The following is a 24,655-nucleotide window of genomic DNA, read 5'->3' on the forward strand; positions in this document are numbered from 1 at the left end:
CTCCTAAATCTGCACAAGGGCGGTGAAGCCCATGAAAGCAAGAGCCATCAGGCCTGCGGTAATCATACCGATAGCAGAACCTTTAAATACCGTCGGTACGTCAGCAACGTTGATGCGTTCACGCATGGCTGAGAACAGAATCAATACGAAAGAGAAACCGACAGCAGCACCAAAACCGTAAAGTATGGATTCAACGAAACCGTTCTGTTTGCTGATGTTTTGTAGCGCCACACCCAAAACGGCGCAGTTCGTGGTGATCAAAGGTAAGAAGATACCTAGCACGCGATAAAGTAGCGGACTGGTTTTATGAACCACCATTTCGGTGAACTGTACCACCACAGCAATCACCAAAATAAAGGAAATGGTTTGTAGGTATTCAAGACCAAATGGCTGAAGTATGTAGGTATAAGTGAGATAGCTACATAGGCTCGATAGAGTCAAAACAAAGGTCGTGGCCATTGCCATACCAATAGAGGTTTCTAGTTTCCCAGACACCCCCATAAAAGGACATAGACCCAAAAACTGTACCAATACAAAGTTATTAACCAGAATGGTACTGACTAGTATCAGGAGATATTCAGTCATTTCTCTTCCAATAATAGGAGATCGTTAACGGCTGCGGCGCTTGCGGCATCGTGGCGGAGATCTCATAAGAATTAAGTTCGTTGATTTTCGATACTTTTGGCAAAAGTATCTGTGAGCGTAACTATACCAATCTACTTATAACTAACAAGACTAAAGCTTTAGTATTTCTAGTCCGATTTAGTATATAGGTAATAAGTTACGCTTATATAAGTTCGATTTATGTTTCTTTATTAATGCCAATGCCCACCTTATTAATAATGTTTCTTATTAACTCGGGTGAGCATTGGTTTTTTACTGCGTTTTTTTAGAGCTTAAAGAGGAAATAAGCCCTAATGCATGATTACATCACGCGTTGGCCAGGTTTAGCGCCAGCATGAGGTTCTAGTAGGTAAATTTCTTCACCACCAGGGCCTGCGGCTAAAACCATACCTTCTGACATGCCAAACTTCATTTTGCGAGGTGCAAGGTTCGCTACCATGACAGTGTGTTTGCCTTCTAAGTCTTCTGGCTTATAAGCTGACTTAATACCAGAGAACACAGTGCGAGTTTCGCCGCCTATGTCCAAGGTCAGTTTTAGTAGTTTATTGGCTTTTTCTACGTGCTCGGCTTTGACGATCAAAGCAATACGCAAATCCACTTTGGCGAAGTCATCGAAATTGATTTCAGCTTCAAGAGGTTCTTTGCTCAATTCAGTTTCAACTTGTTTTGGTGCGGCGGCTTCTTTCGCTGCGGCTTCTGCTGCTGCTTCTTGTTTGCCTTCTTCAATGATGGCATCGATCTGCGCTTGTTCAATACGGCCCATTAGCGGCTTGAATTTGTTCACTGTTTTGCCAAACAACAATTCGCTGCGGTTATCCCATGTTAGTTCTTTGTCAAGGAAGGCCTCGGCGTCGGTCACTAGGTTCGGCATAACCGGTTTCAAGTAGGTCGCCAAAATGCTGAACAGGTTCAGCGCAACGGTACATACGTCTTGAACTTTAGGTAGGGTCGCTTCGTCTTTTGCTAATACCCAAGGCGCTTGCTCGGCAATGTATTCGTTCGCCACGTCCGCAAGGCGCATGATTTCACGAATCGCCTTACCGTATTCACGACCTTCAAAGTGTTCTGCAATCAAGTCGCCCGCGTCGATGAAAGATTGAATCATCTCGGCTTCGCTTATGTCACTTGCCAATTGTCCATCGAATTTCTTGTTGATGAAGCTAGCCGTACGGCTGGCAATGTTGACGACTTTACCCACAATGTCTGAGTTCACGCGTTGAAGGAAATCCCCTAGGCTAAGGTCGATATCGTCAACACGGGAGTTAAGCTTGGCTGCATAGTAGTAACGCAAGTATTGTGGGTCCAAATGCTTCAGATAAGTACGCGCTTTAATAAAAGTACCGCGCGATTTAGACATTTTTTCGCCATCAACCGTAACATAGCCGTGTGCATTGACCGCGGTTGGTGTGCGGTAACCAGCGCAATCCAACATGGCAGGCCAGAACAAAGCGTGGAAGTTGATAATGTCTTTACCAATGAAGTGATAAAGCTCTGCATCGGAATCTTTCGCCCAGTAGTCATCAAATTCCAAACCTTCGGTACGATCACAAAGGTTTTTGAAGCTCGCCATATAACCAATAGGAGCATCTAGCCACACATAGAAATATTTACCTGGTGCATCTGGAATTTCAAAACCAAAGTAAGGCGCGTCACGGCTGATGTCCCATTCTTTCAGGCCAGAGTCCAACCATTCAGATAGCTTGTTCGCGACTTGATCTTGTAACGTACCACTGCGAGTCCACTTTGCTAGGAAGTCTTGGAAATCAGGCAGTTTGAAGAAGTAGTGTTCTGAATCTTTTTCGATCGGAGTCGCGCCAGAATAAACAGAACGCGGATTGATCATTTCCATCGGCGTGTAAGTGGCAGAACAGACTTCACAGTTATCACCGTATTGATCTTCTGCTTTACATTTTGGGCATGTTCCCTTGATGAAACGGTCTGCAAGGAACATTTCTTTTTCAGGGTCGTACGCCTGCACGATAGAACGCACAGCGATCTTGCCATTGTCGCGCAATGCTTTGTAGATGCTGTTAGAAAACTCACGGTTCTCTTCTGAGTGAGTCGAGTAATAGTTGTCGTAACCGATCAGGAAGTCGTTAAAGTCCGCCATGTGCTCTTGGCGAACGCCATCGATCAACTCTTCTGAGGTGATGCCGTTTTGCGCGGCTTTGATCATGATCGCCGTGCCGTGTGCATCATCTGCGCATACCGCAGTACAAAGATGGCCGCGCATTTTTTGAAAACGCACCCAGATATCGGTTTGGATGTGCTCCAGCATGTGCCCTAAATGGATAGAACCATTGGCATAAGGAAGGGCGCTGGTGACTAAAATTTTGCGTTGCGTTTGTGCCATTTTTGATAAGCCTGCTGGATTAAAAAAGGTCGGGTATTCTATCAATAATTAGGCGCAGATGACGAATAAATAAAGCACCTAAAGGATAGAGAGTATAAGAAAAGCGACATTATAAGACCCTATCTCCCATGTGCAAGGGTTAGACTCTATTCTAAGCTCACTTCTAGGCTTGCTTTTCTGTAATTTGTCCCCACATTTGGCACAAGATAAACTAAACACGTTTTAAGAGATCGTTGAGCGATGTTACGAGCGACGGTGTCTTTATTTTCCGCCTTACAAGGATCCCCTATGCTAACAGATGCCCAACTACAGGCGACTTTAGAAACCCTCATTGATGACAACTCCGGTCAGCCTTATGGTGCCGTATGGAATGTAGTGAGTGATGACAGCCGCGTTCATGTCACTTTGACGCTCGGTTACCCAGCACAGAAACAACAAGCGGCATTGGAAGCTAAAATTAAAACCTTAATGGCAGAGGATCGCGACTTGGTGCTAGACATCGACTTTAAGGTCGAAAGCCAAGCCACTCAAGGTAACATTGCCGGTTTAAAAGGGGTAAAAAACATCATCGCGGTGGCCTCTGGCAAAGGTGGTGTGGGCAAATCTACCACGACAGTTAACCTTGCGTTGGCTATGGCAAAAGAGGGCGCTCGGGTAGGCATCTTAGATGCTGATATCTATGGCCCAAGCCAAGGCATGTTGCTAGGCTTCCCAGAAGATACGCGTCCGCAAGTACGTGAAGACAAATTCTTTGTGCCACCAAGCGCCTTTGGTGTGCAAGTCATGTCGATGGCGTTTCTAACCACCAAAGACACACCCGTTGCATGGCGTGGACCTATGGTCACTGGCGCTTTGATGCAGATCTTGACGCAAACCGATTGGAATGACCTTGATTATTTGTTCATTGATATGCCACCGGGTACAGGCGATATTCAGCTAACACTGGCGCAAAAAGTGCCGGTAGCGGGCTCTGTTATTGTGACGACACCGCAAGACATCGCCTTATTGGATGCGCGCCGCGGTATTGAAATGTTCAACAAGGTAAAAATTCCTGTGTTGGGCGTAGTAGAAAACATGTCGACCCATATTTGTTCTAACTGTGGTCATCATGAAGCCATCTTTGGTGACGAAGGCGGTGCTAGCCTTGCAAAAGAATATAACGTCAACGTATTAGGTAAATTGCCACTGAGTCTAGCCATTCGTGAGCAAAGCGATGCAGGCCGTCCAATCGTGGTAAATGCACCAGAAAGTGATACGGCAGGCATTTATCAGTCGATTGCACGCAAGCTTGGTGCTACCCTTGCATCCAAACAAGGCTCTGGACTAGGTGAGCAATTTGCCATGCCGACTATTAGCATGAGCGACGATTAAAAAAACAGCCTAATCAGAGCGATTAAATAGAAAATTGAGGAAAAGAAATGCGTTTGTGTGACCGAGATATCATCAAAGCCCTAGACGAAGGTTCCATAGTAATTGAACCGCGCCCTGATAACAGCGTGATTAGTGGTGTGTCCGTTGATTTACGATTGGGCAACTCGTTTCGTGTTTTCCAAGGTCACCCTGCGCCTTACCTTGATCTAAGCAGCTCAAAAGCCGACCTTAGCAAAGTTATTGAATCTGTCATGAGTGAAGAAATACTGGTCGACGACGGCAAGCCTTTCTTCATTCATCCTGGGGAGTTAGTACTCGGTGTCACCAAAGAATCGGTCACCGTACCTGATAACCTAGTTGGCTGGCTCGATGGTCGCTCTTCCTTGGCGCGCCTTGGCTTAATGGTCCACGTCACCGCACACCGAATCGACCCAGGTTGGAGCGGCGGTATCGTTCTAGAATTCCTTAACGGTGGCAAACTGCCCATCGCCCTAAGCCCAGGCATGACCATCGGCGCCATCAACTTTGAAACCATGTCGGGTTCGGCGGAACGTCCTTACAACAAACGTGATAACGCTAAGTATAAAGACCAGACCTCCGCGGTTGGTAGCCGGATTTCCGGCGAGAATTAGTTTTTAATTGCAAATTGCCTTATTGGGTAAAGGGGTCGAACCCCTTTTTAACCCCAAGGTATTTCAAATATTAAAAGCCCTTTCTAAAAAGGGCTATGACTCCTTGGTTATAGTCTAATCAAGTTCCATTCAAACGCTTTGTATTCCCAACCTTTATTCCGCTCTGCTGAGCGGGTAACTTTTTGCAAGCGCCCAAAAAGTAACCAAAAATTCGCTTTATCGGGCTATCGCCCAAACGTCTCATTTACTTTGTTTAAGATTGGTCTAGCAGGACGATTTTTACCGTAAGGCATAGATTGGTTTTGTTGGTGGAGGGAAAGGTATTTTTAACTGACCCTGAAACTCCATAGGGTCGCGCAACTTCGTCGCGTCGAACTGGCTTCTTCTGAAATGAAAGTCAAAACGCAATTTATGAGTGGATATATAATCTATTTTTGAGATGAAGGTATTTTTGCTCGTTTCACCACTTTAAATAAACCAGTTGTACGCGTTTTGTGCTGGAGGTAGGTAAGAAAGTCCTCTAATATCAATGAATAAGGATTCATAGGGTAGAAATAACGCGCTGTGGATAAAAGGAATAACACGCATGCTCGTTTTTCTAGTTTTCACTTTTGTGAATAGCTTTATAAAACTTTTATTATTCAATTGTTTATAAGGTTTTTTTAGATGGTTTTGAAATTGACTAAACGTGCATGCGCATTATTAAAATGTTATGTATCTCGGCCATATAATTAAGTTTCGGTACAATTAAAGGAGTAATGATGAAAATAATATCAGTAATAAATTACAAAGGTGGTGTTGGTAAAACGACCGTTACGGCCAATATAGCTGCTGAATTAGCAAGAAGAAATAAAAGAGTGTTATTACTCGATATGGATGCTCAGGCCAGCTTAACTTTTTCTTTTATTAGCCCTGATTATTGGGACAAAAATCTGAAAGATACAAAAACAATAAAAAATTATTTTGATGCGATCAGCCAAGGCTTGGCTCCTCCATCATTATCTAGCTTAGTTGTTAGACCTGGAGTAAATAACGTACTGCAACAAATGGGTGCAACAGGTTTGGTTGACTTGATTCCCTCTCACCTTGGTTTGATTAATGTAGATTTAGAGCTAGCTACATTACTTGGTGGTGCAAACATGAATCAAGCAAAACTAAATTATATTAAAGTCCATGGTAAATTAAGAGATTCGATAGTTGAATATGCCTCTAACTTTTATGATGTGGTATTGATCGACTGCCCGCCTAACTTTAATATTGTTACCAAGAATGCGTTAATTGCGTCTGATCAAATATTGATACCAGCCAAGCCCGATTACCTTTCAACTCTAGGTATTGATTATTTGCATAGAAGTGTAGATCAATTAATTCGAGAATTTAATGAATTCGCTTCTATGGATGTAACTGTTCCTCAATCTAGTCCAGCAATGTTGGGTGTTGTTTTTACAATGATACAAATATATTCAGGGGCACCAATCGGATCTCAGCAACAGTTTATTACTCAAACGCAACGACTTGGTATACCTACTTTTTCTACATATTTCAGAGAAAATAAATCAATCTTTGCATCTGCTCCGCAAGATGGGATTCCCGTAACACTGCATGAATACAGCAGAGGGACTTACTCTGATGTAGTTTCAGAAATAAATTCATTTGTAGATGAATTTCAAAGAGCTACAGGTGTTTAAAATGAAAAATGAAAATATAATATCCAAATTTTTGATTGAGCTAGTTAAAGATCTTGAATCACTTTCAGAAAGTGATATCAAAAAACTTAACAGTGGAGAGTACTCCTTAGCATTAAAGGTGTTAAAGAAAAATCAATCGCAAGAAGGTAAACCTGAACTTGATACAAAAAAGGCAAATTTAGTGCTCGATGAGCTGAAAGCCTGTAATAGTCGTGATTCAGGATATGAAATCCTAAATAATAACTTTAAAAATAAAAATGAATTAGAGTGGTTTGCAAAACAGATTGATATTTTTGTAATGAAGCAGGATAAGGTCGATAAAATTAGAGAAAAAATTATTGAAGGTACGGTAGGTGCCACATTGAGATCTAGTGCCATTCAAAGAAACGATACATAACAATCGCATCAAATCTGACGTCACAAGTCAGCCCGATTTTTGCAAAAAAAAAGCCGCAAAAATCGGTCCAACTTGCTCCGCAGTTTATGCGGGCGTTCTGTGTAAGGAGTAATAGTGGAAAAGGTATTCTGGTTGAGAGAGGGTTTGCTCGCGGGGCGATCTGGTCCAAATCTTGATCCATGGGATTTGGAAACATTTAAGAATAATGGTTTTTCGGCTATTTTAAGTGTTAATGATGGCGAAATGGTACACGAGAGTTTAATTGAATCATTGGGATTTAATTACGCGAATATACCTATGTCATCTAATGCGCCTGTTCAGCCAGGAGATAAAGAGCTTTGTTTAAGGAATCTTCCAAAAGCTATGAAATTTTTGGGTGAAAATTTAAGGAATGGTCCGGTACTGGTTCACTGCCGTTCTGGAAAAGACCGAACTGGTTTAGTCTTGGCAGCTAGCTTGATAGCCATTGATGGAGCAGAGGTTGATATTTCTATGATTGAAGTCCTTAAGGTTAGGGAGGTTGCCTTCAGTGCTGATGGATGGATGAGCTTTTCTAAAGGTGTGCTCGAAGCATTTTACTTACAGAACAAGTCAATGTTGTCTGACTCGTTATCACTTGCCTCAAATTGAAACGTTAAATTTTTAATCGGGCTTAGTGATGAATATCGAGATCGTAGAAAAAGCAGATCATCTTAAGTTGATAGAAGTTTGGGAAGCGTCGGTCAGGGCAACGCATGATTTTCTGGCTGAAGATGATCTACAGGAGTTAAAGCCGTTAATTTTGGAACAGTATTTTGACGCAGTTGATTTAAGGTGCGTTAAAAACAGTAACGGCGAAGTTCAGGGATTCTGCGGAGTACATGACGGTAATATTGAGATGTTGTTCATCTCACCTGATGCACGTGGCAAAGGCATTGGTGCCATGTTAGCGGCCCATGCTATCAATGAGCAGGGAGTATCAAAGGTTGATGTAAACGAGCAGAATGAACAGGCGCTAGGTTTTTACCAGCATATTGGCTTTAAAGTGACAGGCCGATCAGCAGTAGATGGGCAGGGTAAGCCTTATCCTCTGTTGCATATGGCGCTATAAAAATTTAACAAAGCCAGTCACGGTGGTGCCTATTGCATTGCGGCTTCGCCTCCATTCCGTAACCGCGTAGGCTGGTTGGGGTCATGCTACCGACCCGAAATCTTCAATAAGGAATACGATGAAACAGAATATTGTCCATATAGCTTTGGTTGTAAAAGACTACGATGAAGCAATAGATTTTTACGTAAACAAACTCAAATTTGAGCTTATTGAAGATACCTACCAACCTGAGCAAGATAAACGTTGGGTGGTTGTCGCTCCGCCTAACTCTCATGGTGTTACTCTATTGCTTGCTAAAGCATCGAAACCAGAACAGCATGACTTTATTGGAAACCAAACTGGTGGCCGAGTGTTCTTGTTCCTAAATACCGACGATTTTTGGCGTGACTTTGAGCGCATGAAATCTATTGGTATTAATTTTGTTCGAGAGCCTGCAGAACAAGACTATGGAACGGTAGCAGTGTTTGAAGACTTGTATGGAAACTTGTGGGATCTGCTCCAACTAAACCCAGACCATCCGATGGCGAAAAGGTAGCATAACATGCAATTTAAGAGGGGATCTCAACGCTTGGCAAAAGTTACCCGCCCAGCAGGGCGGAATAAACTTTCAGCTCAAAGTCATTGAGAAGTAACAAATATACTTGAAGGCCAAAGAGCAACCCCATTCTCCACCTTCTTAATTAGAAGGAAAAATGGGGGTTAGTGGTATTTACTCCATTTCGTTTAGCAGTTTGCGCCAGCCAACCACATTGGCAGGGCCTTTTACACGAATCATGGTGTTACGAATAAATCGTCCAATGGGTGAGCGACCTAAGCCGGCGAGTTTAATGATTTTATTCGACTCATTTACCGTCCACGTTACTCTCGCTGTGCGTTGTTGCTGATAGTGTTTTAACGCTTCGGCTAGTTCGAATTGCTCCAGCGCGTCCGCTAAACAGTTGATGTCTTCTAACGACATGCCAGCGCCTTGTTGCAAGCTTGGCGGGCAACCATGCAAGGCATCGCCCACTAACACGACCCGATTAAACAAAGACTCCGTGTTTTTTACCGTTTTTAACTGACCCAGTACGATGGGTTGCTCTGCCGTTAGATTCTTTATGCAATCTGATACAGGTGAAGCGTAATCGGCAAAGATGTCTTGAATGGCTTGATGGCTAGGCAAGGACGCGAACTTTCCATCGTCATCCATAATCTGGCCGTAACAATAGACTTCTTCTTCGCTGATCGGGTAAATCATGAAGGCGGAATCATTACCCACGTAGTAAGTTGGCTGAATACCTGCGATAGGCTTTTTCGTGGTGTATCGCCAGTTGGTCACTTTATGAGAAAGAGGGGCGGAGTCGGTTTGTACCATTTGTCTAACGGAGGAGTTAATACCATCAGCCGCGACAACTAAATCGTAGGATTTGGTTTCTCCCGATTGAAACGTCACCAGTACGTCATTGTCACCTTGTTTAAGGTCTTCAAGCCAAGTGTTCAACTGAACGGCTTCTGCCATGTCTTTTCTTAGCACAGACATCAGGTCATCGCGCTTTAACGCGACAAAAGGCGCTTTATTCAGCGGGGCTTGGTGCAACGAAGCAGACGCCAGCGTTTTGCCAGACGGTAGGGCGTATTCCACTTGGTTTACTTGGTAGGCTAAATCCAGCACTGGCTGACTTAAGCCCAATTTTTCCAATGCCAGCATAGCGTTAGCCGGTAAGCAAATAGCCGCGCCTTCACTTTCTAGCACTGCAGATTTTTCAATAATATCGACCGCAAATCCCAATGGTTTCAAACGTCGATATAAAGCACAACCTGCTACCCCAGCACCGACAATTAACACTCGCATTACACTTCTCTCTTTGTTGACTCATGTTGCGGGTATTTTATCGCTAGACGCCAAGAGTATCGATAGGTTGATGCATTTGAACTAAAAAAATCCATATAAATTAGGGTTTTATACGATTTTGTAGGGATGAGGTGTTCAATCTACCCCAAACTTTTCATCCATGTTGTTAGATATGGGGTTAGTGAGACGATTTTTATCGTAAGGTATATATTGTTTTTAATGATGCTAGGAAGGGGATTTTTAACCGACTCAGAAATGCCAAAAAGTCGCGTAACTTCGTTGCATCGAAATGACTTCATTTTTGGATGAAAATTAAAATGTAATTTATGGATGAATATACCGTTTATTTTTGAAATGAACGCATTTTTGCTCGTTTAGCCATTTTAAATAAACCTGTTGCGCACGTTTTGTGCTGGCAGGAAGCAAGGAAGTCTTTTAGTATCAATGAAGTAAGGAGTCATGGCAAAAGAATAACGCGCTGTGGATAATTGAAATAACAGGCATGCTCGTTTTTATAGTTTTGGAGATTGTTAATATTTATATTAATGGCTTTAGAGTCAGTAATTTATAGAGATATTAAGAAGGTTTTAAATATGTTCAAACGCGCATGCGCACTATTAAGCTGTTAGCTGTTTATCATAGGAGGGAGCTCTGTGGAAATTAAAAAGCTGTTCTTTGGCCTTCATGGTCTCCAGTTACCAGAAACAGATTTTGATCTGGGCAATGGGGTTGTGATTCGAGAAACGTATGCGCACATCTTAGCCCCATTCATGGTTGCTTTTGCTCCACCCGAAGAGCCAACTAAGCACCATCCAGGTCCGTGGTCTTCTGCATCAGGTGGTATATCCTATGATATTTCAGCAGAGCTAGTTGTCCCAATTGAAAACAAGGGTGAAACGGATGAGGCCATTCAGACTGCACGTGTTATATTGTTTTTACTTCGGCTTGGGGTTAACCCAGCGATTACACTTCCAGTTTTCTCGAATCTAGCTTTTGATCGCGAAAATGCCAATGAAAAACATCAGGCTCTCTATGCATTTGAGGTTCAAAACCGCTCCTTTGCCCTATCAGTAGAACAAGAGGCCGCAAGTTTTGGATCTCTTAAGTGGGTTCAAGAGCATTGGCAGGTAACACAGGAACTATTGAAGAAAAGTCCTGAGTTCGCTCTCGCAAAAGAAGCAATTGATCAGGGGCAATTCATCCAAAATACGGCGTTAACACTCGTGTCATTATGGGGAGCGCTTGAAGCGTTATTTTCACCGAGCACATCAGAATTGAGGTTTAGGGTTTCGGCTTTAATTGCATCTTTTTTAGAAAAACCGGGGGCAAGCAGAAGAGAACTTCAAAAGAAAGTAGCAAAACTATATGACAAGCGTTCTGCTGCTGCTCATGGTCGGCCTAAACATGATGAACAGCACTTGCTGGAAACATTCAATCTACTAAGAAATGTGCTTTTTAAAATTATTGAGAGCGGTTATGTTCCAAATAATGAACAGTTAGATATCATGTTGTTTGGTTCGGAATCGTAACTATCAGCTAACAAACGCATCAAAAAAGACGTCTAAAGCTTGGCTGGCGCTCATTCTTCGCTAATTTTAGCCAAGCATTATTCGCATTTTATGCGGGCGTTACGACTTATAGGAGACTTTATGGCACTTCAAGATCAACCCGCTTACATTATCAAAATGCGCGCCAAACCGGGCCTAGGCGACAAGCTTTTCGAGTTGGCGAGCACTGGAATGACGAAATCAGGGGCTTCCGATCGATTCATCATTGCTCGTGAGGACGGAGACCCAGACATCCTTTGGAACGTTGAGGTTTTTATATCCGAGGAAGCGAAAGCCAACTATGAAAATAGCCCGCTCGCTGACGAACTTCGCGACGAGATAATTAGCCTTTTGGCTGAGCCGCCCATGCGCATTCCAGTTCATCCATATGCCGCTCTTCCAATCGATGAGTCCTAACCATTCATTTAAGCCGACGCCGTTCTGCAGCGCGGCTTAATTCATGCGTCATACAAATCATGAAAACTGAAGATCAATTCAAAGATTGCGAAAGACTAGAACGCTATATCGTTCGTAATTCTCTTATAAGTGTTATGAACAACACTAAATGGGAAAAGCTTCGAACCTTGATGCTTGAAGAAACTGAGCGTCAACCCGTTTGGCGTGTACGCTGCCTAAGGGATAAACAAGAAACTGAACCGCAATGGGACGGAGACTGGTACTACCACCTGCCAGAATACAAATATATTGAGTGGCTCGAAATATATCCAATTAACAAAGAGCGTCGAGGGCATGTACTTCCTGATAGAGTCACAGACAATACCGAGTACTTTACCAGCCTACTCAAGTGTCATAGCATTCCCTTTAGTATTGAGGGTGAGTCAATAAGAATTTGGGGCTACCAATGGCCAGGTCAAACGGTAGAGTTCGTATAAGAAGGCTAAGCACAATCGTTCAATGCAAAACGCATTTCACTGTATCTCGCTACGCTCGGCATGTGTTGGCGGCGTCAATCCCCCCTTAGACGCAATCCCGATTATGAGATTTTATCAAAAAGGGGAATTGACCAAATTACATTGGTTCAAATACCGAGCCTAGGCTTGGCACGAACAATTTATTGTACATACGGCTGGCGTAGTCGTCGGTCATGGAAGCCATGTAGTCACAGATGATGCGCAGTCCATTTTCTCCTCGTTCTTGGCTTTTCTGCCATTCGTTGGCGATCTCTCTTGGAAGTAATCGACTCGGATCGGCGGAGTAGGCTTCGAACATTTCCAATAACATTTGCTGTCCTTTGTAGACGAGCATTTGTACTTCTGGACGTTGGATGATGTGTTGCATTTCAAATTGCTTTAACAAGTTTAGTGCTTGGCGTTGGCCTTCGGGCAAGCCCACTTGAAAGCGCAGTAACGGGTGCTCAAATTGTGTTTTTTCGATGACTCGACATGAGGTGATGAACCAGCTAACTAAGCTGCCAATGGCTTCTTTACGAAGGTGGCTTTGGCGGCTGAATAATTGGGTGCGGATGTCGTTTAAGTGTTCGATTAAAAAGGGTGAAGCCAGCGCGGCTAATTTGGGTTCTAGGTGCTCTAGCCACATGTCTTTGGTGACCATGCCAAGGACGATGGCATCTTCAAGGTCATGGACGCCGTAGGCGATGTCATCAGCCAGATCCATGATGCTGGTATCGAAGCTGGCGTGCTTGGCTTTGGCGTGGCCATCAGGGTTCGTTTTTTGGACTTCTTGTAACAGTACTTTGTCAGATTGGCTAAAGGGTTCGATGATCCAGTTAAGTAGGTCTTGTTCTTCTTGATAGACACACTTTGGTGGCGCCCAGTGAGATGCTTTGAACTGGCGAAAATTATTTGGTTTTTCAGGGTATTTGCCAACCACGCTGGCATGTAAGACGGGGTATTTTAAAACACCGAGTAAGGTGCGGCGTGTGACATCCATACCAAAAATGGGAGAGTAAGATCCGCGTTTACCTAAAATTCTTAGGGACTGTGCGTTGCCTTCAAAGCCTCCATAATTTTGCATCATGTAGTTGAGGGCGACTTCACCACCATGGCCAAAAGGTGGGTGGCCTATATCGTGACTTAAGCAAACGGTTTCAATTAACGAGTCGTCCGCAAGCCAAGGTTGAAAATCCGCATCTTCTGGTGAGCTAAATTTTAGTTGATGGACTATGCCGTTGCCAATTTGGGCTACTTCTAGAGAGTGTGTTAATCGAGTGCGGCTGTAGTCATTTTGTCTGATGGCGAGGATTTGAGTTTTGGATTGCAGACGTCGAAAAGCCGCACTATGAATGATTCTGGCTCTGTCACGTTGATAAGGTGTTCGGTAGTCGTTGTCACGGGATTCTTGATGGCCGGATTGTCTTTCGTGCCAAGGTCTCATTATGTCTTGCGTGGTTGTCATGCTCTTAATCCACTTAGTTTAATAACTTTCAATCTTTCATTAAAACACGATATAGGTCAATGTTCGTAAAAATGGGATTGGGCATAATGTAACCAACTATAAGGAATCTTTATGCTTAATACACAACATCTTATTACTTTTAAAGCCTTGGTTGAAACGGGAAGTTTTACAAAAACAGCGAAGCTGTTGGGTTTAACTCAACCTGCGGTCAGCCAACATATTCAAAAATTAGAGCGTGATTTAGGTGAGCCGCTGTTGATTCGGCATGGTCGAATAACCGATATGACGCCAGCGGGTGAAGTTTTACTGCAACATATAAAAGAGCTTGAAGCTTGTTATGATGGTTTTATCTTATCTTGGCAAAACTATTTGACTAGCAAATCAACTGATGTATTCCAAGCAAGTAAAAGTGCCTGATTGTATGAATCAGGCACTTTTTGCTTTTTTAGAAAAAGTTGGTTTATTGCTGAGTGCTGGGTATGAGATTACCGATATGCAGGCCGCATTCTTTGTGTTCTGATTCTTCCCACCACCAGCGACCTTCACGTTCGTGCTGGTTTGGTAAGATAGGTCGAGTACAAGGCTCGCAACCGATACTGGTAAAGCCTTTCAAATGCAATTCATTATATGGAACGTCAAACATTTTGATGTAGTTCCAAACGTCTCCCGATGACCAGTTAGCCAACGGGTTGAATTTAAATAGATCTTTTTCATTTGTGCTAAAAGCACTGTCTTTTTCAGCAAAGGCTAGAACGTTACGTGTGCCTGGGCTTTGGTCTTTACGCTGTCCTGTGATCCATGCGTCTAGCGTGGCTAATTTGCGTTTAAGCGGTTTTACTTTACGAATACCACAGCACTCTTTATGACCATCTTCAAAAAAGCTAAACAAACCTTTTTCACGGGTGAATTGTTCCAGTTCTTCTCGATCGGGAGACAGTATGTCTATATTGATTTTGTAGTGTTTACGGACCTGCTCGATAAAGCGATAGGTTTCAGGATGTAGGCGACCTGTATCAAGAGAAAATACGTGAATGTCTTTTTTAGCTTTGACGGCCATGTCAATGAGAATAACATCTTCTGCGCCACTAAAAGAAATGGCAATGTTGTCGAATTCCTTCATCGCGTTATGGATGATTTTTTGAGCTTCGTCTTCTTTGTTGTTGGCAATAAAAGACGTTAAATCAAATGCAGGCATAGTAAATTTTACCGTGTTCTAAGTTACGTTGGCTGTACCTTATCAATTTGTGTCGACGAAATAAAAGACGAAAGAACACTATCCTTATAATACTAAATGAACTGGTTCAGCGTTGGTGCCTTGCGAGGGTTTGATAAAGCCCATATAAAATGCCGGCGGTCACACCCCAAATACGAATTTCTTCATAATTTATTTCGAAGTAACCACGGGAAATTTTATCGAGCTTTTTCTTTCTGAAACGATAGTTTTGAGGCGTTAGTAAGTAGCGTAAAGGCACCCAGTGAACGGATTTTACTTCGTCTTCACACAGGCTTAGTTCGCTTTTTCGGGTCATTTCAGCCACGATGGGTTTAATGCAATATCCAGAGATGGTGCAGTATTCACCTAACTCTCCTAATAGATCGAAGCAATCGGGTGATAAACCGACTTCTTCCAGTGTTTCTCGTAAAGCCGTGTATTGGATGCTGGCGTCATCGGGATCATGTTTGCCACCGGGGAAGGCAATTTGTCCTGGATGGTTGCGCATGTGCAATGCGCGTTGTGTTAAAAGTACATACAGCTCACCATCTTCTGGTTCTCGCCAAATAGGTATGAGCACCGCAGCAGATCGGTAAGTTAAATCATAACCATTCGGAAACATTTCTTCGTCTGGGTTATGAATCTGTTGCGCATAAGGTGCTCTGTCTAATGCTGCGCGAATATCGTCCAAGCTAAAATCGATGGGAGGAGCATTCAAAAACTGCTCTATGTCAGACATGATACGGCCTATTTCAAAAAGTCTTGTTCTAGAGTATGGGTTAACTTGCCTACTTTGGTAAAGGTTTCTTGGTATTCTTCTTGGCATTTTGAATCTGCAACCAATCCACCGCCAGCCCAGCAATGCAAATTGCCATGATCTGCCACCAAGGTTCGAATAGTAATGCTAGAGTCCATTTGGCCGTTGGCACTAAAGTAAGCAATAGAACCACAGTAGGCTGAACGCTCATGGGGTTCTAATTCATCAATAATTTCCATCGAGCGAATTTTAGGTGCGCCCGTAATGGAGCCACCAGGGAAACTTTGATGGAATACTTTAATGGCTTGGGCGGCCTGATCAATTCGGCCTTCCACTGTAGATACCAAATGATGCACGTTGGCATAACTCTCCAAAGCGAAAAGTGTTGGAACCTTAATGCTACCTGTTAAGCAAGTGCGACCTAAATCATTACGCAGTAAATCCACAATCATCAGGTTTTCAGCGCGATCTTTTTCAGATGCTAATAACCAGTTAGCATTTTTCAGATCTTCTTCTGGTGTTTTGCCACGAGCAACGGTGCCTTTGATAGGCTTGGACTCAACCCGACCTTGGTCACACAAAAGGAAGCGCTCCGGCGAATGACTCAATATACTTTGCTCTGGTGAAAGCTCCATGTAAGCCGAGAAGGGCGTTGGGCAAGCTTCTCTCAATGTGTGATAGGCCGTAAATGTATCGCCTTGAAAATGAGTGGAAAAGCGTTGCGCCAAATTCACCTGATAGCAATCTCCAGACTGAATATAGTCTTGTACTGCGGAAAATTTTTGCGCGTATTCGGACTCGGTCATATTGGAAGCAAAAGGTGCCGCTAGACGAAACGGGCGAGCTTCATTTAGGTCATGTTTTACCAAGACATCATCACAAGCACTGGTAAAGCGGTTGATAAGATCGGCAACGTCTTCGGAATGACACCAAGGGGAAGTAATGAGTTGGGTGGTTTTTGTTTTATGACAGGTGATGACCGCCCAACCATAAAGACCAATGCTTAGGGTTTCCAGTTGAATATCGTGTTTTACTGTATCAGGTAATTGCTCGACAAAGTGACCACTTTCATATCCATAGTAGCCCAATAATCCACCAATAAACGGCAAGTCCTTCGGCGCTGTTTTGGCCCATGATTCTTGGCAAATGAGCGCCATTAATTCATCCAATAGTGTCATTGGGTTATCTGTGTTGCTTAACTCATAAAACGGTGTTGTGTACCAAGTGATAGGTTGGCTATTGTTCGATGGATGAACTCGAGCAAGCGGATTGGCCACTAAAATATCATAATGTGTATCAGGGAAATGTTCATGATTACTGTCGAGTAGGGCAGGGTAAGGTAAGTCTCGTACAGCAGAAAAGAAAGACAATAACGACGCCTGATAAGGGAGATTTACGTGTTTGATTTCTGACATTTATTTTAATACCTAGTAATATTGAATCCGTGCTTAGCAATACTTTGTTAAAAAGGCGCGTTTCGATTTTTTATGTGTTTTGCAACTAGCAAGCATTGTATTCTTTTAATAAGGGTCCTCACAGGTTAATTACAAGTGTCTGACGTATTTTTTCTTTCTTTGCCCAATGCACGTATTGCGTATCGTCTTTACGAGAATCCAGAAGCAAAAAGTGATCGTGTTTGTTTGTTATTGCACGGTGCTGGGGTCGCGGGTGAAATTACTTATTCGCCGATGTTGCCGTATTTTACTCAGTGGCGCTGGATGCTGGTGCCAGATCTAAAAGGTATGGGAGATTCTTTTCATCACCATGGTGATGAAGGTGCGGTGTCAATTGCTGAATTGTCCGACGAAGTAGAAGCGCTATTAACTCATGTTAAATGGGATGATTTTGATATGGTTGCCTATTCGTTAGGTGGTCTGGTGGCGTTAAATCTTAATTATCAGCGCAGTTTGCAGGGTAAAAAGAAAGTTAAATTGGCCTTGCTAGAGCCAGCGTCTTTGGATCGTGAAGACTTATCTACCTTGATGGAAGTGCGTCAAAAATATCGTCATGCGTCGAAATTGATTCGTGATACGGGAGATGTTGAGCTAGGTGTTGCGAGCTTTATGGATGGGGTATCACCGAATCGTCGTAAACATCCTGTTGCAGAAGCCACCACGCAATCGCGTCTTGCACATCGACCTTATGGTTTTGCTTTTGCATTGGATGCAGTAACCGATCACGTGACGTTAATGGCGAACGAACCATCTATTCGTCAGGCAATGATAGAGGCCTCTGAGCAGGTGTTTTTGTTCTCGGGTGAATTAAGTCATGAAGCGCTACGACAGCACTATGATTTATTGAGTGAGCAGAATCCAGCTTGGCATCATAAAGTCATGACAGGGTGTGATCATTCATTGCCGTTTCAAAAACCTAGACAAATTGCTAATCATATTAATAATTGGTTTTCATTGAGAGAAAGTGAATTAAAATAGCGTAAATGGAATTGGCAGGACGCCATTTCCATCATAAAAAAAACAGTAGTCATAACATGGAGGTTCTCAATGACCCATCAACAAGGGTTTTCTTTACTGGAAGTACTGTGTGTTCTCGTCATTGTGAGCGTTTTAGCTCATATTGGCGCCACGCAATTTCTTAGTGTCAGTCAAAATAGCAAAGATAAAAATACGTTAAAAACAGAAATGAAGCGTTTAGCCGATGCGCTAACACAAGCACGTCAATTGGCGGTATTGAGCGGTCAGACGAGCTTTGTGTGTGGTGGCTCAGATTGCAGTGGTGGCTGGTCATCGGGCTTTAAACTGTACCAAATTCTACCTTCTAATGGCGCCGAAAAGCGCTATCGAGATATACGGTTTAGTGATCCATTAGATGTGTCTTGGCATGGCTTTCCGACCCAGAAAAAACAAATCGAGTTTCGCCCTAACGGCTTGTCTGGTTATCAGAATGGTACGTTTGAGTTTTGTTTGGGCATGTGGCAAGCGGATTTGATACTCAATCAGAGTGGGCGTTTTTATCTCACAGATCCACAGGGAATAAGTGGAGGGCAATGTGGATGAATAACCCAGGGGATATGGAACGAGTATCTGGGGGGAAACAGAAGGGATGGATCATGGTAGAAGTCATTCTTTGTTTAGCCTTGTTTGCTATTGTGTTGTCTGTATCGCAACAGCAAAGTGAAACACAATGGCAGTCTCTTCAACGGGCAGATAACGAGCGAAAACAGCAAGAAAATCAACAGAAACAACAAGCTATGTTGCGCTTGGTTGGATCGGTTTCTTGGTTAACGGACCCCCAGGATAATAAGGATATCAAAGCACCTTATCCTGATTGCCAAACATGCAGAGGAAATCAATTAAGAGAGTGGTTCTATGCATCTCAGCATTCTCTTTTAGAGCAAAGATCTACACAACAAGATTTTTTAGTCGCTAAGGAGGGCGAAAAGTGAATTGTCGACGTTATTTAAAAGGCAGTCTGTTAGTCGAGTTAATGGTGATTTGCGCCTTGATCGCCTTGTTTTTGCCATTATTAGTCACTGCGATTGCACGCATGCAGGATCGTCAGCAGTTAGTTGAAACTTATCAAGATCAACATAGTATAAAAGCGGCTATTGAGGCCCATGTGCAAGCTCAGTGGTCTCGTCTGTTGCCGGCTAGTTGTTATGTTGATGAGTCTTTATTTTTAACAATAGGGTCAGGTATGTCTCCACCGATTCGTTTAGCGACAAGGGTTGTCGATAAAGATTCTGATTGGTTAATGGGGGTCGATTATGGCTTGTGTCGTGGCTCTGTCAATGTTCAAAGCAACCCTGTTGCGACAACCATGTCTTGTCATTGGAAAGCCGGTGACAATGTCACTTTTTCTACTTGCCAGTCCCGTCATAACGCTCAAGTGACGAGTGTTACTTCTAAACGAAGTCTTATAAAAATCGAGAATCAAGCTGATCAAGAAGGAAGCATTAATGCTCTCGGTCAGTCTGGCATTATTGAAAGCCAAGATGGTTTTTATTGGTATATATCTAAAGGCAAAGATGGCTGGAATGCATTATGGCGCACCCCTGAAGAAAGCGGTAATTCTTTAGAGTTGTGGAATGGGATTGAGCGTTTTACGGTTTTTCCATTGTTAGATGATAACCAGAACGGAATGGTGGACACGTTAGAAACTCGCTATGGAAAGTTTCCCTTGAAAGATTTGCGTGCCTTATGGGTCGAATATCAATATCGCTTGAATGATTGCAAATTGGATCGTGATACCACGATTAGTCAATATCAGACGATGAGAGGTGAAACTTGGCATTACTTCTCACCTTGTCAGGGTGTGGGGAACCAAATTATTGTGCTGTAAAGTAAGCGATTAATAGCCGTTTAAATGGCGATAAGGATGATAGAAAATGGATTTTTCTATATTGAGTAAGTTTCGTGGTTGGATATCTTTGCCTATAGTGGCTTTATTACTTGCGATGTCCAGTTTATCAATACATTACCAAGAAAGAGTATTGGCATCTTCTCAATGGCGAGGTCAATTGCATGATGTGGATAGCGAATTAAAAATTTGGCAAGATTTTTACCAAGATTTAGTCACATCGCCTCATTTTGTATCTGCTTTAGCAAGTCAATGTTCGGGCTTTTGTCCGTTAAGTGAACTCACCACTCAAAAAGAGTGGCAAAGCCAGAATCAGTTTCTATATTATCGATGGGAAAGTTATGAGCGCAAGAGTGAGGAAGATGAGCCAACGCAAACATCCTACCGACTCTGCGCCACACAAAACCAGCAACAGTATCGATGCTGGTGGTGGCGAGAGGGGCGATTGCTTTCAACCGGTTGGGTTAGTGCTTCTGGTTAAAGGCTTTTAAATGTTCAGCGCTGCAAAAAGGACGCGCATCTTGGTCGTGAATCGCATGGGAGCGAGGAATGAAGGTTTTGCATTCTTCACAGCGAACCATATTTTCTTGGGGTTCGTTTTTTTGGGCTGAATCCTGTTTTTGGACTTTTGCAGAGGACTGATTGTGCTTAAAAAGGACAAATTGGCGGTATAACCACCAACCAATAAAGAAAATAGCCACAAAAACGATCAAACGTACGATCATACACTTTACCTAGCTTAGGTTATTCCAGACAATAACGGCATATTCTAACAGAGTTCACGAGATAGCAACTGTATGACATTACGAATTGCAATGGCCCAGCTGGATATGCTGGTCGGCGACATTACCAAAAACACCCAATCCGTTATCGATGCGGCATGTAAAGCCCGTGATGAAGAACACGCGGATGTCGTGGTTTTTCCTGAACTGACCCTAACCGGTTACCCACCAGAAGATTTGTTGCTGCGTTCTAGTTTAGATCCACGTATTGAATCTGCCTTAACCAAAATACTAACCGATGTTCATGACATTTATGTTGTGGTGGGCTACCCACGTCGAATCGATGGGGAACTCTTTAACTGTGCTGGCGTAATTTATCAGGGTAATTTGTTGATGGAATATGCCAAGCATAAATTGCCAAATTTTTTGGTCTTTGATGATAAGCGTTACTTCAGCGAAGGTCGTGAACCAGGCATTGTGGACATCAAGGGTGTAAAAGTCGGTTTGAGTATCTGTGAAGATATTTGGCACCCAGAGCCAACGGCGCAAGCCAAAGCGGCTGGTGCCGAGTTAATTCTGAACTTGAACGCATCGCCATACCACATCGAAAAAATGGGCGAGCGAGAAGCGCTACTGCATCAACGTGCCACTGAAGTTACTCTGCCAATTGTCTATGTAAACTACATGGGCGCGCAGGATGAGTTGGTATACGAAGGCGGCTCATTTGTGGTCAACGCCAAAGGCGAGAAAGTCATGCAAGCCCCTTGGTTTGAATCTGGTTTGTATTGTATCGACATGATTGTCGACGACAGCCAGCCGAATAAGGTCGAACCGGTAGCGGGCAGCATTGCTCCTGCATTGGGTGTGGAAGCCAGCGTGTATCAAGCTATGGTGCTTGGCCTACGCGACTACATCACCAAGAATCGTTTTAAAGGAATTGTGCTGGGCTTGAGTGGTGGTATCGACTCCGCCTTGTCATTAGCGGTCGCGGTAGACGCGATTGGGGCGGACCGTGTTCAAGCAGTCATGATGCCATACACTTACACTTCTTCTATCAGTTTGCATGACGCGGAAGAAGAAGCCAACTTGCTGGGTGTCAAATACAGCGTCTTGCCGATTGAATCTATGGTGTCCGCTTTCACAGACGTGCTTGCACCAGAATTTGAAGGCTATGGCAAAGACACCACAGAAGAAAACTTACAAGCTCGTACCCGTGGCGTCACCTTAATGGCGATTTCTAACAAGAAAGGCTACATGGTACTGACTACAGGCAACAAGAGCGAAATGGCCGTTGGCTATGCCACTTTATATGGCGACATGGTGGGTGGTTACTCTGTCCTAAAAGACGTCTTTAAAACCTTAGTCTTCAAGCTTTGTCGCTACCGCAACACCTTGGGCTACGTGATTCCGGAACGTGTTATTACACGTCCACCTTCTGCGGAACTGGCTCCAGATCAGGTCGATGAAGACTCTTTGCCAAGTTACGACATCCTTGACGAAATTCTGCGCATGTACATCGAAGAAGACCAAAGCGCCGAAGCCATTCTAGCGACGAATCAATTTGACCGTGAAACCGTGTATCGCGTGCTTCGCCTTGTCGACGTGAACGAATACAAACGTCGCCAATCTCCAACCGGCGTTCGCATCACCGCACGTGGGTTTGGACGAGATCGTCGTTATCCAATTACCAATGGTTGGCACATCGGAGAGTAGGGCTTTTAAAAAAGCGTTCAAAACTTGTTTTGCGCCTTCTCTTTGAAAAAAGGGAAGGCGTTTTTATTTGAGTTTGAAGGTGTATTTGTTACTTCTCAATGGCTTTGAGCTGCTGGTTTATTCCGCTCTGCTGAGCGGGTAACTTTTGCCAATCGATGCAAAAGTAACCAAAAAATCTTTTATCGGGCTATCGCCCAAACGTCTCATTTGCTTTTTTATGTTGCGTTTAGCAAGACGATTTAAGCTGTAAGGCATGGATTGTTTTTGCTGATTTTAGAAAAGGTATTTTTAACTGACCCTGAAATTCCATAGGGTCGCGCAACTTCGTCGCGTCGAAGCCGCTTCTTTAGCTTATTTGTTTCCATTCAAACGCTTTGTATTCCCAACCTTTATTCCGCTCTGCTGAGCGGGTAACTTTTGTCTAGCGACACAAAACTTTCGTTTAAAAGGAAAGCAAAAATTCGCTTTATCGGGCTATCGCCCAAACGTCTCATTTGCTTTGTTTCACGCTACCTTTAGCAAGACGATTTTTACCGTAAGGCATAGACTGTTTTTGCTGGTGGAGGGAAGGGGATTTTTAACTGACCCTGAAATTCAATAGGGTCGCGCAACTTCGTCGCGTCGAACAGGCTTATTTAGGGTGAAAACCAAAACGCAATTAATGGATGGATATACAGTTTATTTTTTTTAAAGTGAGCTTTCTTGCGCGTTTAGCCATTTTAAATAAATCAATTGTGCGCGTTTTGTGCTAGCAGAAATAAAGAAAGTCTCCTAATATCAATGAATAAGAATCTACCGCACAGAAATAACGTGCTGTGGATAAAAGGAATAACACGCATGCTCGTTTTTCCAGTTTTGATTTTTGTGGATATCAGTTAAAAAGTATTATTCTTCAGAAAGTTAAAAGGTTTTTTGAGTGAATTTAAAAATGTGTAAACGCGCATGCGCACTATTAAAATGTTATGCGCTGAATACGGAGATCTTTTTATGAACAGACTTAATTGGTGGGCAATAGCAATTTTCATTCTATTACATTCATCGATCTCATCAGCTGATGAATATTTTGGCAAATACTCAGGTAATGTTAGGGCCGAATGGCTTCAAGATGGACGGCAAATGAAGGTTTTGGAGGATTTTAATTTTGAAGATCCTAATGGTTTAACCTGGTCTGCACCGAAAAATTCTGTAGTTGATGGGGCGTCGATACCAACTCTTGCTTGGATTATTGTTGGCGCACCATTTTCTGGAAAATATCGTGATGCATCGGTGATACATGATATAGCGTGTCAAGAGAAGAATAGAACTTGGGAGGTGGTGCATCTAGCATTCTATTATGGAATGAGGGCATCTGGAGTTGGGGTGGCTAAGGCAAAAACTATGTACGCGGCTGTTTACCACTTTGGCCCAAGATGGCCTATAGAGGAAAAAGTGAAATCGATTGTATATCAAACTTCTGGTTCCTCTAAAAAACATTGTATGAAGATGCCGTTGGGAGATCGAGTGTGTTTTGATATGCCTGAAACCAAGAGTGCCGGTGATCGCGTTGTTGAGTTTGCAATAAAAATACCACCTCCCGATAAAATTTTAACAGAGAAAAAATTTGAAGAGTTGGTAGCACAGATTGAAAAGTCTGAAAACTCCAGCTCCCCTATGTCGCTGGAGCAGATTAATGCATTCAAGTAGTGCGCATAACAAAGCATTGCACCGGACAAGCCGGTGAATGCAGCGTTGGTATGACTCCCCACGTCAAGTAGCACACAGCGATTCCTTCTAAATGAATAGACCTTTTGCACTGCTCAAAAGAGATGAGTGAACACATTGGAAGAAGCCAGTAAATTCGTCGGTTATCATGCTGGTATCCGTAGATTAATAGGGCTTTTCCCTATCAGAGCTGACCTTACTTGATACGTCGTGACACCGTTTCTTCAGTCTATGCTCGTGGTTCAATCAGATAGCTATCTGATGGCCATCCTAACGCCGTCGGAGGTTATGCCACTCCCGTTGCTTGTTCCGACGTATCCACT

General features: G+C 43.2%; 26 protein-coding genes. 18 read left to right on the plus strand and 8 right to left on the minus strand.

The window, feature by feature from the left end:
- Positions 1–3: 3 nt before the first annotated feature.
- Complete coding sequence (rsxA, locus tag C0J08_RS06745) at positions 4–585, minus strand: electron transport complex subunit RsxA (protein ID WP_012069258.1); 582 nt, start codon at positions 583–585, stop codon at positions 4–6.
- Between the two features lie 340 nt (positions 586–925).
- Positions 926–2,977, minus strand: a complete 2,052-nt coding sequence (metG, locus tag C0J08_RS06750) for a methionine--tRNA ligase (protein WP_212655332.1) — start codon at positions 2,975–2,977, stop codon at positions 926–928.
- A 288-nt stretch (positions 2,978–3,265) separates the two neighbouring features.
- On the opposite strand from metG, the gene apbC reads away from it, so the two are divergent.
- The 7 genes from apbC to C0J08_RS06785 all read left to right on the plus strand — a co-directional run bounded on the left by apbC (position 3,266) and on the right by C0J08_RS06785 (position 8,690).
- Entirely contained in the window at positions 3,266–4,348 is a 1,083-nt protein-coding gene (gene apbC / locus C0J08_RS06755) for an iron-sulfur cluster carrier protein ApbC (RefSeq protein WP_212655333.1), read from the plus strand.
- 47 nt (positions 4,349–4,395) lie between these two features.
- Entirely contained in the window at positions 4,396–4,980 is a 585-nt protein-coding gene (dcd, locus tag C0J08_RS06760) for a dCTP deaminase (RefSeq protein WP_212655334.1), read from the plus strand.
- Positions 4,981–5,741: 761 nt separating this feature from the next.
- Complete coding sequence (locus C0J08_RS06765) at positions 5,742–6,668, plus strand: ParA family protein (RefSeq protein WP_212655335.1); 927 nt, start codon at positions 5,742–5,744, stop codon at positions 6,666–6,668.
- A 1-nt stretch (position 6,669) separates the two neighbouring features.
- Positions 6,670–7,065, plus strand: coding sequence for a hypothetical protein (locus tag C0J08_RS06770; protein ID WP_212655336.1), 396 nt, complete (start codon positions 6,670–6,672; stop codon positions 7,063–7,065).
- A 114-nt stretch (positions 7,066–7,179) separates the two neighbouring features.
- Positions 7,180–7,695, plus strand: coding sequence for a phosphatase domain-containing protein (locus C0J08_RS06775; RefSeq protein WP_212655337.1), 516 nt, complete (start codon positions 7,180–7,182; stop codon positions 7,693–7,695).
- A gap of 28 nt (positions 7,696–7,723) precedes the next feature.
- A complete protein-coding gene (locus tag C0J08_RS06780) occupies positions 7,724–8,155 on the plus strand; it encodes an acetyltransferase (RefSeq protein WP_212655338.1) in 432 nt (143 codons plus the stop codon).
- 118 nt (positions 8,156–8,273) lie between these two features.
- Positions 8,274–8,690: a VOC family protein gene (locus tag C0J08_RS06785; protein ID WP_212655339.1), complete on the plus strand. Its 417-nt coding sequence runs from the start codon at positions 8,274–8,276 to the stop codon at positions 8,688–8,690.
- A gap of 174 nt (positions 8,691–8,864) precedes the next feature.
- Here C0J08_RS06785 and C0J08_RS06790 read toward each other — a convergent pair whose 3' ends face one another.
- Positions 8,865–9,986: an FAD-dependent monooxygenase gene (locus C0J08_RS06790; RefSeq protein WP_212655340.1), complete on the minus strand. Its 1,122-nt coding sequence runs from the start codon at positions 9,984–9,986 to the stop codon at positions 8,865–8,867.
- Between the two features lie 653 nt (positions 9,987–10,639).
- On the opposite strand from C0J08_RS06790, the gene C0J08_RS06795 reads away from it, so the two are divergent.
- The 3 genes from C0J08_RS06795 (at position 10,640) to C0J08_RS06805 (ending at position 12,426) form a co-directional block, all read left to right on the plus strand.
- Positions 10,640–11,515 (plus strand): HEPN domain-containing protein, encoded by an 876-nt coding sequence (locus tag C0J08_RS06795; RefSeq protein WP_212655341.1) that lies wholly within the window; start codon positions 10,640–10,642, stop codon positions 11,513–11,515.
- Between the two features lie 120 nt (positions 11,516–11,635).
- The gene (locus tag C0J08_RS06800) at positions 11,636–11,950 is read left to right on the plus strand and encodes a putative quinol monooxygenase (protein WP_212655342.1); all 315 of its coding nucleotides are present in this window, start codon (positions 11,636–11,638) and stop codon (positions 11,948–11,950) included.
- A gap of 59 nt (positions 11,951–12,009) precedes the next feature.
- A complete protein-coding gene (locus C0J08_RS06805; RefSeq protein WP_212655343.1) occupies positions 12,010–12,426 on the plus strand; it encodes a DUF6678 family protein in 417 nt (138 codons plus the stop codon).
- Positions 12,427–12,562: 136 nt separating this feature from the next.
- On the opposite strand, the gene C0J08_RS06810 is transcribed toward C0J08_RS06805, so the two are convergent.
- The gene (locus C0J08_RS06810; RefSeq protein WP_212655344.1) at positions 12,563–13,909 is read right to left on the minus strand and encodes an anti-phage deoxyguanosine triphosphatase; all 1,347 of its coding nucleotides are present in this window, start codon (positions 13,907–13,909) and stop codon (positions 12,563–12,565) included.
- Positions 13,910–14,020: 111 nt separating this feature from the next.
- Between C0J08_RS06810 and C0J08_RS06815 the strand changes: the two genes are divergently transcribed.
- Complete coding sequence (locus tag C0J08_RS06815) at positions 14,021–14,326, plus strand: LysR family transcriptional regulator (protein WP_212655345.1); 306 nt, start codon at positions 14,021–14,023, stop codon at positions 14,324–14,326.
- Positions 14,327–14,369: 43 nt separating this feature from the next.
- Here C0J08_RS06815 and C0J08_RS06820 read toward each other — a convergent pair whose 3' ends face one another.
- From C0J08_RS06820 to pabB, 3 genes are all read right to left on the minus strand, one after another.
- Positions 14,370–15,104: a phosphoadenylyl-sulfate reductase gene (locus C0J08_RS06820; protein ID WP_212655346.1), complete on the minus strand. Its 735-nt coding sequence runs from the start codon at positions 15,102–15,104 to the stop codon at positions 14,370–14,372.
- Positions 15,105–15,210: 106 nt separating this feature from the next.
- Entirely contained in the window at positions 15,211–15,861 is a 651-nt protein-coding gene (locus C0J08_RS06825; RefSeq protein ID WP_212655347.1) for a CoA pyrophosphatase, read from the minus strand.
- Positions 15,862–15,869: 8 nt separating this feature from the next.
- Positions 15,870–17,294, minus strand: a complete 1,425-nt coding sequence (pabB, locus tag C0J08_RS06830; protein ID WP_212655348.1) for an aminodeoxychorismate synthase component I — start codon at positions 17,292–17,294, stop codon at positions 15,870–15,872.
- Positions 17,295–17,429: 135 nt separating this feature from the next.
- Between pabB and C0J08_RS06835 the strand changes: the two genes are divergently transcribed.
- The 5 genes from C0J08_RS06835 (at position 17,430) to C0J08_RS06855 (ending at position 20,677) form a co-directional block, all read left to right on the plus strand.
- Positions 17,430–18,311 carry an alpha/beta fold hydrolase gene (locus tag C0J08_RS06835; protein ID WP_212655349.1) on the plus strand — a complete coding sequence of 294 codons (882 nt, stop codon included), beginning with the start codon at positions 17,430–17,432 and terminating at the stop codon, positions 18,309–18,311.
- 69 nt (positions 18,312–18,380) lie between these two features.
- Entirely contained in the window at positions 18,381–18,893 is a 513-nt protein-coding gene (locus C0J08_RS06840; RefSeq protein WP_212655350.1) for a GspH/FimT family pseudopilin, read from the plus strand.
- Positions 18,890–19,282, plus strand: coding sequence for a hypothetical protein (locus C0J08_RS06845; RefSeq protein WP_212655351.1), 393 nt, complete (start codon positions 18,890–18,892; stop codon positions 19,280–19,282). Before C0J08_RS06840 ends, C0J08_RS06845 begins: the two co-directional genes overlap by 4 nt.
- Positions 19,279–20,178 (plus strand): type II secretion system protein, encoded by a 900-nt coding sequence (locus tag C0J08_RS06850; protein ID WP_212655352.1) that lies wholly within the window; start codon positions 19,279–19,281, stop codon positions 20,176–20,178. Before C0J08_RS06845 ends, C0J08_RS06850 begins: the two co-directional genes overlap by 4 nt.
- A 46-nt stretch (positions 20,179–20,224) precedes the next feature.
- The gene (locus C0J08_RS06855) at positions 20,225–20,677 is read left to right on the plus strand and encodes a hypothetical protein (RefSeq protein ID WP_212655353.1); all 453 of its coding nucleotides are present in this window, start codon (positions 20,225–20,227) and stop codon (positions 20,675–20,677) included.
- Here C0J08_RS06855 and C0J08_RS06860 read toward each other — a convergent pair.
- The gene (locus tag C0J08_RS06860; protein ID WP_212655354.1) at positions 20,661–20,921 is read right to left on the minus strand and encodes a PP0621 family protein; all 261 of its coding nucleotides are present in this window, start codon (positions 20,919–20,921) and stop codon (positions 20,661–20,663) included. The genes C0J08_RS06855 and C0J08_RS06860 overlap by 17 nt on opposite strands.
- Positions 20,922–20,993: 72 nt before the next feature.
- Between C0J08_RS06860 and C0J08_RS06865 the strand changes: the two genes are divergently transcribed.
- Both C0J08_RS06865 and C0J08_RS06870 read left to right on the plus strand, forming a co-directional pair.
- A complete protein-coding gene (locus tag C0J08_RS06865; RefSeq protein ID WP_212655355.1) occupies positions 20,994–22,631 on the plus strand; it encodes an NAD+ synthase in 1,638 nt (545 codons plus the stop codon).
- 987 nt (positions 22,632–23,618) lie between these two features.
- Positions 23,619–24,314: a DUF1353 domain-containing protein gene (locus C0J08_RS06870; RefSeq protein ID WP_212655356.1), complete on the plus strand. Its 696-nt coding sequence runs from the start codon at positions 23,619–23,621 to the stop codon at positions 24,312–24,314.
- Positions 24,315–24,655: the final 341 nt, after the last annotated feature.

Origin of the sequence: Marinomonas sp. CT5, from assembly GCF_018336975.1 — a bacterium.
GTDB lineage: Bacteria > Pseudomonadota > Gammaproteobacteria > Pseudomonadales > Marinomonadaceae > Marinomonas.